Annotated in this window: 8 protein-coding genes; 4 read left to right on the forward strand and 4 right to left on the reverse strand. The window is 49.9% G+C overall.

Going from position 1 to position 13,701, the window contains the following annotated elements; all coding sequences use genetic code 11:
- Positions 1 to 3: 3 nt before the first annotated feature.
- Positions 4 to 3,408 (reverse strand): stalk domain-containing protein, encoded by a 3,405-nt coding sequence (locus tag BK127_RS42420; protein ID WP_144026445.1) that lies wholly within the window; start codon positions 3,406 to 3,408, stop codon positions 4 to 6.
- Positions 3,409 to 3,612: 204 nt separating this feature from the next.
- Here BK127_RS42420 and BK127_RS12520 point away from each other — a divergent pair, with 204 nt between their 5' ends.
- The 4 genes from BK127_RS12520 to BK127_RS12535 all read left to right on the forward strand — a co-directional run bounded on the left by BK127_RS12520 (position 3,613) and on the right by BK127_RS12535 (position 7,364).
- The gene (locus BK127_RS12520) at positions 3,613 to 3,999 is read left to right on the forward strand and encodes a DUF4280 domain-containing protein (protein ID WP_076230390.1); all 387 of its coding nucleotides are present in this window, start codon (positions 3,613 to 3,615) and stop codon (positions 3,997 to 3,999) included.
- Positions 4,000 to 4,077: 78 nt separating this feature from the next.
- Positions 4,078 to 5,862: an MORN repeat-containing protein gene (locus tag BK127_RS12525; protein ID WP_076230391.1), complete on the forward strand. Its 1,785-nt coding sequence runs from the start codon at positions 4,078 to 4,080 to the stop codon at positions 5,860 to 5,862.
- Between the two features lie 90 nt (positions 5,863 to 5,952).
- Positions 5,953 to 6,864, forward strand: a complete 912-nt coding sequence (locus tag BK127_RS12530) for a TIM barrel protein (protein WP_076230392.1) — start codon at positions 5,953 to 5,955, stop codon at positions 6,862 to 6,864.
- Positions 6,865 to 6,947: 83 nt separating this feature from the next.
- Positions 6,948 to 7,364: a GNAT family N-acetyltransferase gene (locus BK127_RS12535; RefSeq protein ID WP_076230393.1), complete on the forward strand. Its 417-nt coding sequence runs from the start codon at positions 6,948 to 6,950 to the stop codon at positions 7,362 to 7,364.
- A gap of 95 nt (positions 7,365 to 7,459) precedes the next feature.
- Here BK127_RS12535 and BK127_RS12540 read toward each other — a convergent pair whose 3' ends face one another.
- The 3 genes from BK127_RS12540 to BK127_RS12550 form a co-directional block, all read right to left on the reverse strand.
- Positions 7,460 to 9,127 (reverse strand): hypothetical protein, encoded by a 1,668-nt coding sequence (locus tag BK127_RS12540; protein WP_076230394.1) that lies wholly within the window; start codon positions 9,125 to 9,127, stop codon positions 7,460 to 7,462.
- 53 nt (positions 9,128 to 9,180) lie between these two features.
- Entirely contained in the window at positions 9,181 to 11,289 is a 2,109-nt protein-coding gene (locus BK127_RS12545) for a phage tail protein (RefSeq protein WP_076230395.1), read from the reverse strand.
- A 143-nt stretch (positions 11,290 to 11,432) separates the two neighbouring features.
- Entirely contained in the window at positions 11,433 to 13,673 is a 2,241-nt protein-coding gene (locus tag BK127_RS12550; RefSeq protein ID WP_076230396.1) for a putative baseplate assembly protein, read from the reverse strand.
- Between the last annotated feature and the right edge of the window lie 28 nt (positions 13,674 to 13,701).

The raw sequence follows: 13,701 nt of genomic DNA on the forward strand, positions 1-13,701 counted from the left end.
GTCCTAATCGGCAGAAATCCGAATGGTTTTCGTACCGTCATCCCAATCTACCTGCATGCCTAACAACTCCGCTACAAAGCGCAGCGGCACATAGGTTCTCCCCGCTATCATAACGGGCATGGTCTCCAGAGCAACAGCCTCTCCATCGACATAACCGACCGGATTATCTATGCTGCAAACTATCGTTGTGTTATCCAGACTGATCGTTACGGAATGCTGTTCAGCATCCCACATCACCATAGCTCCGAATGCTTCGGAAACAGGTCTTACTGGTAAAAATACCTTTTCATTCATTATAACAGGAGGAGCGGAAAAAGAGACTACTAAATTGGGCGAAATGACACTTTCTACCGGAAAAATCCGCGCATTCGCTCCCCAGGACTGTTCAATTTCCGCAGTGGCTGCCGCAAGCTCCTGCATCTGTTCGGGCGTATATTTGGCAAGCTCAATTTGGCCAATCTGTGCAATCGTCTGTTTGCTTTCTGCTGCCAGCTGCTCCATCAGAGCTGCCGGCAGCTGCGCCGTTGCCGACAAGTTCCCTTGCGCATCCTTCAGCAGTTCCGCAGATAACCCGTTAATCGTATCCAGCTTGGCAAAGAGAGCTTCCTTCTGTACGGTCAGAAGCATCAGGTTCAATGAGTGGATTGAGCCTTGAAGCTGCTCGACCTTGCCTGTGTCCTTCTGTCCTTGAGCCGTTTGCTGTGCATCCTGCAGCTTGATAAGCGCATCCTGCAGTGCCTGCATATTATCTGCGCTTCCGCTTTCCAATATGGCCAGCTTGCCAGCTGTTTCCATGAGGGATTTCAACTGTGCGGCTGCAGCCTGGGCATCTCCAGAGGTTATGGCCTGCTTCACCACCAGCTCCAGCTCTTCCTGGCGGTGCGCCAGTGCGGCCTGCTCAGCCACGCCGCCTGCGCCCGCAGCATTGCCTGCTCCTGCTCCGTTTCCGGTACCACCAGGTGCTGCTCCGCTGTTACCACCAGAAGAGCCTCCAGTTGCCCCACTGCCTGCCTCACTTCCCGAATTTCCAATTGTACCTGCGGTTCCACCAGTGTTTGTACCCCCTGTGGTCCCTGTTCCTCCACTGCCGCCATTTTGCAGGGTACCAGCGGCTGCAACGTCCGCTTCCAGCTGCTTGGCGAGTGCCTCCGGGTTATTCAGCAGTGCAACCTGCTTGATAGCCGCCGCCTGATTTCCGCCTAACAAAGCCTGTATGAAGGCCGACTTTGCCTCCGCTTCCTTCAGCTTTATCGACAGCTCCAAGGTATCGACAGCCTTATTCGCTGCAAGCGCCTTTTCCTTGTCCGCCTTGAGCTGCTCCTGCTCCTTTTTCAAAGTTTCCAGCTCGATGTTCATTTGAGCTGCTGTAAGCAGCGGTGCCAGCTGCCCGTCAGGACTTACCTCAACCGTCAGCTTAAATGAAGCCAGTTTCTCCGGACCTACTACGGCGTCGCCCTTCGGATTTTCCAAAGCCTGCAAATTAATCATTTGATCGGCTGAAACCCATACGCCGCCTGTCAGCTCTGACTTTATCAATATCCCTTGTCCCGATTCGGCCATCGTCCCCTTGGCAGCCGTATACAGCTCAGTCGTCAGCGCATCGAGTGCTATCCGAAACGTTCCGATCATCACCGTAGTGCCCGCATCAGCAGGTGGTTCACCCTTCTTAGGTGCTGCGACAGCTCCGGTAACGGCAGGATTTGCTGCAAACTCACCAGGAGGGTCCAGCTTGAGTGTGCCCGCAGTTCCATAACCGGCAGGAATACTTTCAGCCACAATCTCCTTGTCCCTATATAAGATGACCCTTAAGCCCTCCGGCTCACCGAACAGCAGGCTGAGCTCGCTTAATGGCTTTTGAATCGGTTCTTTTTTGCCAATCTGTTTGCCTCCCGCTGTAAATAACGCATAATCCGTCACATCCAGCTTCTTGTCGACCTTAAGCGAGAACTCGCTAATCAATGTTCCTATCGTCGGCTTGAGACTCCAGCTTCCTTCCTGAGCCTTCGATTCTGGTGCAGCGGGATTGATCTTCGCAAGTCCATCATCAATATCACGGTATGGCAAAATCCCTTCCTTATATGTAGGCTCAACTGCGCCACCCGTATCGACATTCAGCTTGCCCAGCGCCTGCTTGTAGCTGATCCAGCTATTAAGCACCGTCAACTCAGCCTGATCCTTGGCATCCACCACCAATTGCAGCTCCTCTGCCTTCATAAAGCCCAGCTTGAACTTCTGACCTGCTGCAGCAACAGCAGCTGCCGCTTTATCCCGCTCCCTCAGGGTCTGCGCATAAGCCTCCTCCGCACCTTTGGCATCGAGGTAAGATTGACGAATGGATAATATCACGTTTTTCAGACTGTCTTTTTCCTTCAGCACCGCTTTATTCTGATCCATCATCGAAATTGGCAGCGATTGGCGAATATCGTCAAAATAACGAATACCATCATACTCCCCCTGCAGCAGCACCTTCGGTATCGGGAAAATAGCAAGCCACATAAAGCCCTCCCAATCCTGCTGGATACCCGCAAGCGTAGCATCGTAGCCAGCCATGAACAGGTCATAATCAATGTCCTTGGCCTTGTACATGCTTTCAATCACCCGCATGCGGGCTTCGCCGAACTTGGAGGCATACAGCTTGCGAGACACATCCACCTTCATATCCGCGATCCTGCGGTCCTCACGATCCTGAAGTAAGGGCAGGTTCGTCTTTTGAGCATTGGCGCTGTATTTTTCCAACATGGCTTGGTTCAGATCACCGTAATCCTGAATGTAGGACAGCTTGACGCCATCCTGTAGATCCATTCCGACCTTGTCCCCAAGTGCCAGCAGACTCGATTTGTACGAAAGCTGCGCCAGCTTCAAGCCCGATGCCGCTTGCTCCAAGCTCTTCTCGGCCTGATCACGCGCCGCCTGATCGGCTAATCCGAACTTCTGCTTGTTTCTCACGCCCTCCAGCTGGCTCTTGGCCGCATCCAGTTTTTTACGTGCCGCATTTTCTGCAAGCAGCCCCTGAAGAGCGTTCCCATACAGCTTTTCCATCTCATATTGCACGGACAACGTCTTGCTCCGCAGTGCCTCATTAGCAATCAGCTGCTGCTTGCGTGCTTCTGGAACTTTTAAACGAATTTGCAGGTCCTTGCTCAAATTCCGCGGCTTGGCGAATAAACTCGAATCCTTGGCTTCCTCGCTTTGCACCGCATACTGTGCCTGTACCAGTTCTGCATTCTTTTTGGTTATGTCTGACCTGGCGTCCCGAATTTCCTGACTGTTCTTAATGCCCAGTTGGATGGCCTCTTTTAAGGGCAAATCCTTGATCTGACCCCCAGGAGCAGCGAACGCTGTTAACATGAGCCCTTGATTCAACAAAAGGAGCAGGACGAGACAAGCTCCAACACGTTGCACAGACACCAATTCAAACCCCTCCGACGTTAAATAACATTACATTCATAGTACATCAACTCTAGCAATCTCGCATCTTATTTATCGACAATTCTTGCTGCAGTCCTTAGCAGGAAAAGGAATTTATTGCTGCTTTCCGCTTTATTTAGTACTATGAAGCTATAGATTCACAGCTCGTGTACGCGCTAATATGAGGATAAGGTGGTAGATTCGATGGGTATACTCGTCTGCGGAGGCGCAATGCTGCAATGCAGCTTTGGTGCTGCTCCAGGCACCTTGAACGTGCTCCCTGCCAATCTGGTGATGACCTCCATGCCCATTGCCAATATTATGGATAACAAACCGATGCTGAACATCATGCCTTTTGGTATGTGCAACTCTCCGGCTAACCCCACAGTGGCCGCTGCAACTGCAGCCGCTTTTGGCGTATTAACCCCTATGCCCTGCGTTCCTGTTACAGCGGCGCCCTGGGCGCCAGGCGCTCCAACCGTGCTGGTGGCCAACATGCCCGCCCTCAACAACAGCTCCAAATGCATGTGCAATTGGGGCGGCGTCATTCAAGTAGTTAATCCCGGACAAGCAACCATTCAAGTGCCATAAGCAAGCGTCAGATAGGAAAAGATACGGTTTACAGCCTTCATGATGGCATGTGGGCGATCCTGCAATAGGAGTGAGAACGTGAATGCATTCGTGAAAACCATGGATACGATCTTCAGGCCGGTTGTATCCCCTATATTTACCAAGATGTTAAAGCCTATGTTTAAATTTAGAGCATTCACCATGGCTCTTATCAAAAAATTCCAGGCTTTCCTGAAGACCATACTGGGAACCAAGGAATCCTCTCTCAGCAACTATGTGCCAATCGGGTACTACTATGTGTCCAAGCGTCTGCTGCTGATCTGTTTTCTCATCATTTTGCTGCTCTCCTACTTTATATTTATTCGTCCCCCTGTTTTTGTAAATAAGTGGTTTAATCGACCGACCATCTTGCAGGAAAATACGCCTAAGACCTCCGTTTTTTCGGGAAAGGCCAAGGTTGTCGATGAACAGCAGGGCGCCCGATACGAAGGCGAGCTTATTGACGGGCTATATGCGGGGACAGGTAAACTTTACGGCAAACAAGGTGTTCTGCTCTACGAGGGAGCTTTTGACAAAGGACAAAAGAGCGGCGCAGGTACCTTGAACGATGATCAGGGTAGACTGCTTTACAAAGGACTATTTGTCGCTGACGCTTACAATGGACTTGGCACTCTCTATACCCCGGACCAAAAGGTACGCTACATCGGTGAATTCCAAAATGGCCAATACGGTGGTACGGGCAAGCTGTTCTATCCAAACGGCAGCATCCAATATGATGGTGCGTTCCACGCAGGGAAGTACAGTGGTGCAGGCAAGCTGTTCGATACGACAGGGATATTGCTGTATGAGGGAGATTTTGCCGGAAACGAATACAACGGAGCGGGTAAGCTATTCAACAGCAAAGGCATTATGCTTTATGATGGAGCCTTCAAAAACGGCAAGTTTTCGGGTGAAGGCAGCGAATTCCATGAAAACGGGATGCTTAAATACAAAGGCGCCTTTACGGCAGGCTCTTATAACGGAGAAGGTGTCGCTACGAGCGATAAAGGCCTCGTTACGTATAAAGGCGGCTTTATCAATAACGTATACCATGGCGTAGGCGAAGTGATGGATGAGGCAGGCAGAACCCTGTACAAGGGTGATTTCAAAAACGGTATGTACGATGGTGTCGGGACCTTATTCGATGCGGACGGATCCCCTGTGCTGAAATCATTCTTCGTAAGCGGTAACGTGAACCTGCAGGGCTATATCGGCCTTTCGAGTAAAAAGCTTGAGGATATACTCGGCAAGCCAGCTGAAGTCACCCTGCTCGGTATGCCTGATCCTCTGGCCGCTTTAAACGATGCCACTGCAGGAGCCGTTGGTGGTGCTGGAGGCACTACAGGGGCAGGTGGAACAGTAGTAGTTGGCGGGGCCAATCCAAGCACAACTGGACCGGCTGGTAACACGGCAAGAACAACCTTGCCTGGTACAGGCACGGATAACACTGCCGGTGTGAACGGAATTACTGACGGCAATGCGACTAACGGCGGAACTGGCGCCGCAGTCAGCGATATTATCGAGCTGAAGCTGGGCTATCCGAATTATCAAATGACCTTTATTGTCAGCGCTTCTCCAGCCAACCCCAAGGAGGCTACCGTTACCTCTTTCACCTTATGGGGCAGCAAGCCGCTGGCTCTTATCGCTCCTGCTGTAGAAACCTTTACCGACCCCAAGCAGCCGAATGCGCTGGGCTACCGGATTCTGGAGCTCAAGCGGGCTGACCAACCGGGAAGCTATACCAATAGCTATTATAAGGATGATTATCTGCTTACTTTCACTCACCGCGTAACTGGCAATACCGCTACCCAGCTTGAAATTATACCGACAAAGCCGGCGAATTAACTCATATCCAGCAGCTAGAGGATGTCCCCTAAGGTCAACAAGGCCTTACGTGACATCCCTTTTTTTCTTAATCTCGGAAGGAGCTCTCCAATGAACACATTTATGATCGGCCAATATGGCAGCTTTGATTTCACAAAATTTCATCGCGACTTTCGCAATAATTTTTACGGCATTGAGGCGTGCCTGTTTGAGCAGGAGCAGGATATGTTAAATCTGATTCACGAGTCCAGACGAGGAGGCTTCCAGGTTGGTATTCATTTCCCGCTGCGCGCCGGTGCGTATCCGTTAAGGGATGCATTATTTTTATCGCAGAATGATGCCACCCGTCAACAAGCCTTTGCATCGGTAGAAGAGGAATTGGAGTATGCGACTGCTGTTCAGCCAAACTATATCTTGTTTCATTATCCCAAGCCTGTAATTTTGGACGATCGTGTAGATTGGGCGCTTTGGTATTTTGAGGATAGACGGGAATATGTGTATGAGAGTGAGTTGTCATTCGAACAATTTCAGGAAAAGAGTGAATTTTTATTTGAATGGCTGTCTGCAAAAGGCAAAGCTTATGCTTTCATTCCTGTACTGGAATTGGACGCTCTGAATCCCTATACTTACGAAACGGATTTTCTGGAATCCTTATTGCAGCGTTACCCGAACATTCGATTATGCCTGGATACGAGCAGGCTGTATCTGCAGGAGTGCATCGATCCAAACTTCAACTCAAGAGCCATTATTCGCAGGTATGCCCCATACGCACATCTCCTGCATTTATCCAATATCAAAGTAACGGATCGTATCGAGCAAAAGAAATTCCCGGTATTGCCCGATTTAAGTCCGGATGACGGCTGGGCGCCAATAGAGGACTATTTACTTATCATCAAAGAAGAGAATCCCAACATCAAAATCATGTTCGAGCATCGCTCCCAACTCATTAGTGATGAACAATTGGAAGCTTGCTATCAATGGGTAGCTCAAATTTTAACAACCGAATCGTCATTAAAGTGTTAAAAGGAATTGCAAACATTCGTAGGGAATAAGTATTTTCATGGAGTTATCTCACCATTACATTTATTTGCGAGGAGTGTTGCAAATTGGAAGTAACCTTCAACACGTATACAATTAGCGATGACAAAACAAGACTGGATATCGACATTATCGGTGGATTTTTGTCCAGAAGCTATTGGGCCAACGAGCGGCCGATTGAGAAAACGCAGAAAGCTATCGAACATTCGCTCTGCTATGGCGTCTATGATCAGAACCGGCAGATTGGCTTTGCAAGAGTCATTACAGACGGGGCTACGATGTATTATTTGTGTGATGTGTTCATTGACGAACAGTATCGCGGTCAAGGTATCGGGAAAAAATTGGTCGAGACGATTATTAACTCCGAAGCCTTGCAAGGAATCAATGGGATCCTGGGTACCAAAGACGCCCACTCTCTGTATGAATCGTATGGGTTTAATAGGGTTGCTGACCGATTTATGAGACGTGCAGCGGTTGCTGAGTAAAGATAGGAAAGTCGGCCTTTCCCCTTACGGAAGGCCGACCTTTACATACATAACTTGTCATCTGCTAGCTGTAAGCACTTAATAAATTCAATTTCTTAAGCTTGCTCTTCCCGTCCACTTGCCGCTTCCAACGAAGAAATATCGACGGTATCGTCGCTGCCCGCTCCGCTTTCAGTCGCCTTTTTGAAGGCCCACCAACGGATATTGATTTGTGTCGCTTCCGTAGGCTGCTGAAGCCTCACACCGATGCGGAACGTACCCTTTTGCGGATACAATACCGTTCCAATCTTGACGTCTGGACCACTCGGCTCATGCTCGCTGCCTTTGAATACATCCGTAGAGCCAGAGTACAAGCGTTCACTGCTGCTCAGAATATCGGAAATATAGTCTTCATTGATTTCCTCAATCCCTGTATAAATGAACAGACTGCCTCGGCCAAGACCATGCTCGATCTCGGCGGATACATAGCTTTTGCCTCCACGGCCAAAAGGTGAAGCCGCGAATTTATTCAAGGAAGCTATCGGAATTTCAACGACACCCGTTCGTACCTGATCGCCGGATTGTACTTCAGGAAGCCCCAGTTCAAAGTTCAACTCACCTTTGTCCTTATTGAAGGTAACGTTAAGCTCAGGCTCTTGGTTACCCGCTATTTTCCTGAGACTGGATCTGGCCGTAATCGAACCGCTGAACGGCGTTGCCGGGGCAGAGCTATCCTTGCTTTTCAGCTTGTGCAGGGCAGAGGCATTGTACACATATTCGTTGAATGGAACCTGATCAACTTTTTCAATCATATAGGTCGGTCCCATTTGCAGTAGACTGATTCGGGCCAGGTAAATGCAAGGATCGGAAGGGGAATCCAGGGAGTCCTCCAGCGAACGGTTCACAAAATCATCTACCCACTGTTTATCAACAGCCCCAGCCATGATCATCACTTCATTGGCTCTAGCTGAGGACAGGCTGACCTGCTTATCGCCTATTCGCAGAACGGCATGATCCTGTCTAATCCCGACAGTCGCCTTGCCTCGCGATGAGCTGTCTGCACGCAGCTTAACCGTTACCTCATATTCGGTTTCCTGGCGCTCTTGAGGTTCGTTGAACGTCACTTTAGCGTCATGCTCAGCCTGCAGCTGTTGTCCAACCAATTCGAACTCAAAGGATATTTTGGCTGCCTGCAGTGTCTTTTCGATTACAAAAGTCACATCAAACAGCTGTCCCGGATTCACATAACGTGGTGTTCGCTGCAGTATACGAATGTGTCCATCCTGATACAGTACACTGGTCTGCTCAATGATGCTCTCAATAGGGAATACAGAAGGATCGGGGGCTTCCTCGCGAATAAACAGCTTATAGCTTTCCAGCATGCGATTATATTCGCTGATTTCATCGGATCGAACAGCCGCATTCGCTACGGAATGAACCGGTTCCTTGCCTTTCTCATCGTAGGCCAGACAAAGATACACATTTTTGGCATACTCATTGTTCGAGAATCCCTGCATCATCGACAGCTTAAGTGTGACCGGAGAAGGAATGATGATTTCCCGGCCCAACGCATCAATAGCGGCTCCCATTTCCACAGACACCGACTTATCATCGACGGCGATGACCTGCAAGCCTGTAATCACACCTGTACCATGCAGCAGCCGATTCATCAAACGCCGTTTGTCGTTAAAATATTTCTGCTCCGATTCAAAGTCACGAACGGTCAATAGCTTTCCATAAAAATAGCGATTGCGCTCAAATGGATAATAACGTGTCTTTTTCATCCCACAATCCCCTCGCCTTCCCCTATTTTAATTCATATTCACAGATGGTTTAATTATTCTAATTCGGAATCCAATCCGAGACGGGTATGAATGTCCATTCGCTTGTCACGTTCGAGATCAATCAGGACCGTATTGTAAGGCATCGACGATTTCTGATCCAGTGTCAGCAGCGTTGGTTCCGATAAAAAGGTGTTAATCCCCATATAGGAATGCATATCCATGTACATCCATGGCTGCAGCAGGGTGAGCTTGCCTTCGGTAAATGCAGGCTTTTGATCATTGATGATGGATTCGATAATGAGCCGCTGTTTATCGGTTTGCACGCATTCCTGCGGCAGCATCACACAAAAGCAATACGGATTATCGCCATATAGACGGGACAGGAGCTCGCGCAGCTCGGATTTCTCCTGCATTTGCTTCATTTGAAAATATTCGATGATATACGGCTCTGCCCCCGTGTAAATGTGCAGCATACGCAGCAGGCCCTGTCTGGTACCTCGCAGCTTGTAGAGCTCTGGTGCTTGCTTGATCAGCTGGCGCAGCTTCTCCTCGCCCCACGATTCATCCTCATGAACGGCCAGCCACGTACCCAGCCAGGTTAAATACTGCCCATGAACAGCATTCGGGTCGAAATATTTGGAGATATGATCAATCTTCTCCTCCATATCCTGAAAGTACGATCCAAACAAGGCGAGAAACCTTTCCAAAAACCGGCTCTCATCCTGCTGCTCCTGATAAATCGAGGGCAAATATGAGATCAACGACTTACGTGGAAAATAGACACGAAGTCTGGTCAAAACCGGCGTACGCCGCTCACTGCCAACGACTTCTAGCTTCAGCCACAAATAGCGGCCCGTGGCATTCATAAGCAGCGCATCACGCGGATTTGTAATCGGCTCCGACCACAGATCCCTTGTTGCCTTCAGCTTATCTCTGAGCGGAATGATGGGCTCCTTCAAGTACGCACTGAGGTCAGTAAAATTACCATCCAACCATTCTTCATTGCGATCAGATGTGTAATAGTATAGCCGCACCTGCGTTTCATCGGGGATCAAGGCTTCCAGCTGTACACGGTGCCATTCCGTTTCTGTGGAACGTGTATCCAGTGCATGGGAGAAATAAATTCCCTCCGTCAGGGAGGTTTCCTCGAGTTCCATCGTTCTCGGCTGCAACTCCAGCAGGGTGATTTCACCCGTTAACCCATCCAGCACATACATCCAGTCCCGTGGACCGAGGAGAAGCTTGTCCGTCCGTCCACGAAACCCTGACACCTTGGCTTGAAATTCACCCTGCTGCCCGTACTTCAGAATAAAACGCTCGTCCTCTTCATCCGGACCGACATATCGGCTGTCGCCAATATATATATTATTATTCGTATCAATGGAAAGACCCGCATACGTGCCTTTAGGAGCAATCGAGAATTGTACAGCCAACGTCCCATCCTCGTCAAAGGATATGACCAGCTTACGCTCCGTATCGAACAGGTATACGGCTCCCACAGCGTTAACGGCGGTATAGTATCTTTTGAGTAAATCGGCGGCAGCCGTCGCCTGTTCCAGTCGGAGCGAATCGTGCTGATAGACACGAATAACATCTCCCCCTGAGCTCCACTGCACAATCCCCAGTCGCCCTCCCTCCGGCACTTCTTCATTTCCATTCATCCCAATAATCATATCCAGCGGGATCACGGTATACAGCCTTTTTTGTGAGTCAGACACAATTGCCAGCGGATACAGCGGTTTACCCTGCCATTCCTGGGCAGCCCAGACCTGTTGGCTGTTCGATACCGAATAAGCCGCAATTCGCCGCTCGCTGTTCGGGTCCGCGATATAAAGCGTGTCTCTGCTTGCAGCCAACATAGCACTTGCCTTAAATAAATCATGCCCTTGACGAAATAGCTGCTCCGTATATTGATTCTCTGCGTCGTACGACCATACCACTGCTCGCTCATCCATGACGAACAGCTTGCCATTCTGGCCCACAGCAAAATCAAGCGGATTCTGCGGACCATCCATTTCCTCAGGCTGGATCACCTTATGGATGCCATATTTCTCGGTCTGGTGCAGCCCAAGCCCCCCGTTGATCATATGGAGATTGTAATAACGGCCCTTATCCCAATCCGATTGTTTATTCAATGAGAAAAACTGGTACGGGTCCTGCACGGCTTTCACCTCCTTCGTCAACAGCCTGCTGAATCCATAAAACGATGAACATCGACGGATTTCCCGCCTTCAGAAGCTAACCAACAACGCACGTGCTTGCTGCGCTATTTCTAGCCCCCGCATTTCCTTCGTTGAGCTCGTGGTTATACATCTGCTTTACTGATCAGCTCTACCTGATGCTCACCAGAGGTCACCAATCCATAAGGAGGAATGAGGATATCTCCGCTCGCATTTTTACGTGCCCCTGTGCCCTCAAAATCGATCCAAACGTCCTGTACATAAACTACACCCTTCAGGCGACTGATCGCTCCATAAATATCGCCTTTATATACAGCTCTTCCAAACGTCCAGCCCGTTGATCCATCCGTTCGATCCAAAGGCTGCAGCAGCCCGTACAGTTCATGAAGAATCCGCCTCGGCTCCTCCTTCAATTGCGGTTCCACGACCACTACCGCATGCACCGTAATCTTAATATATTCGGCTGGTATCACATGCAGCTCGGTTGTCAGCAAGCGGTGCAATTCCAGATGCTTGCTTACTGTTCGCAGAAAACCAACGCCCGCCTTTGGCTGTGAGCTTTCGCTGTAAGGAACGACAACGACTGTCATTTGTGCTGCCGATTTGGATTGCTCCTGCTCCACCATACCCGGCTTATAGAGGGGTATGGCTTTCACTCTTGCGACACGAAGCCCAGGTGTTGCACGGGCAATGGCCTCATAATCCTCAGCTGTCACCGCCCGGTACGGTGTATGCAGGTCTCTGCGCACGCGATGTTTGGCCTCCTCTACGGATTCGGCTTCCGTTCCACCCGAGGCGGGAGTGGGATTGATAACGCTGATACGCTGAATCTCAGGATCATCCGTGACGAACTCCGAAATCAATCCATCCTTGACATTGCCCCTTTGACCACCACCGGTTTGCAGCGATATGATTCGCAGGTTGTCCTGGTCCGAATCATGAGGAATCCAGCCCTCTTCATTGTTGCCAAAGCGGAATACATAATTGGCTTCATCCCACACATAATGCCGGTCCTCTGAACCCGATTGATCAAAGTCCTCAACACGTGTCCAATCCTCCCAGATAAAGCCGGATATCCCCGGCTCTCTCCGTCCGACCTGAAGCAGCAGGGAATCCTTCAAACACCGCTGCGCTCGTTTAACCTCAAATTCCTGCTGAGGAAGCCCGTTGCTGCCACCAATCCAACGGTCCAGCTCAAAATCGGGAACATAGGAGATGAGCCGAATCGTTTGTTTGCCCATGGTCGGAATGGCTCCGTGCTGTCCATCGCCAAAACGGATTTCGGTCGTTTTCAGCAGAGGATCACGGGAGAGCTCATAGCTGCAGTCATCGGGCCCACTGTTACGGATATCCGTAACAGCCTGCCAATCGCGCCAATCGCCTCCGGCTTCACGAACCTGTACGAGGTTCAATCCGTAATAGGGAAGATGGGCGACACGGCTGCATATGATTCCGGCCTCACCTGAGCTATCGAATACTATCGCTTCGCTCCATGTAGTGCGCTGTACTGCTTCCACGGTATTAATATGAATCTGCTCGATCTTCGGCGCCAGCTCATAACCATCGCTTTCCAGCGTGCAGCACAGCCAATACCGCCGCTTGTCGTTAGCGGGATGCACAAGCATCGGCCTCATCGGCTTATCCAGACATAGCAGAATCTGTCCAGTCTGTGACAAGTGCATCGTAGTGTCGCGAAGCAGCTCAACCGGTAGCCATCCTTCGCCATCCTCAGAGCCTACATATTTCCACGAAACACCTACCGAGGAAATCATCTCGGACATCCCATTGGCAGCTACCCCCACAGGGACGGGATAACCATCAAACAGCTTGAACGATATGGAAATCGGAATCCCTGTCGGGAGCTCACGGTCAAAACCAAGATACAGCTTGCTTCCGCTTTTGGCATCCGGTCCGAGGGCATAATAAGCAATGCTCGCATGATCATTGGAAGAGGTATAATCGCTTGCCGCCACAGCCGTACGCACTATAATTTTATCCAGAGTCGAAGGGACCGCCTGCAGGGTTTCAACCGTTTCGAACAGTTGATCCATCGCGGCAAGCCTCGTACCCTTGGGCAGCACCTGAAGCTCCTGCATCCCCGTAAAGGCCAGCTGTGCTCTTGCAGAAACCGATTCCTTGAGATGAATACCGAGCAGCTTGAGAAATTTACGCTCATTCTTCTCTGTAATCCGGTTCAAATAATACTGTTGAACCTCCGTCATCCAAGACATCAGCTCGATCAGGGTAATCCCCGGATCGTGTGCATTTTCATCCGTCCACTGGGGAAATAGCTTGGGAATCGCCTTTCTGGCGTCCTGTACAATTTGATCGAAATAACGATCGTCCAAATTCGGTATGGGCAGCAATCGTTATACCTCCTTTCGTATCAAGTAT

The organism is Paenibacillus sp. FSL H7-0331, from assembly GCF_001956045.1.

Bases quoted from the DNA above. Each gene is read 5' to 3' on its own strand.
- BK127_RS12520 (WP_076230390.1), top strand. From the start codon at position 3,613: ATGGGTATACTCGTCTGCGGAGGCGCAATGCTGCAATGCAGCTTTGGT.
- BK127_RS12530 (WP_076230392.1), top strand. From the start codon at position 5,953: ATGAACACATTTATGATCGGCCAATATGGCAGCTTTGATTTCACAAAA.
- BK127_RS12540 (WP_076230394.1), bottom strand. From the start codon at position 9,127: ATGAAAAAGACACGTTATTATCCATTTGAGCGCAATCGCTATTTTTAT.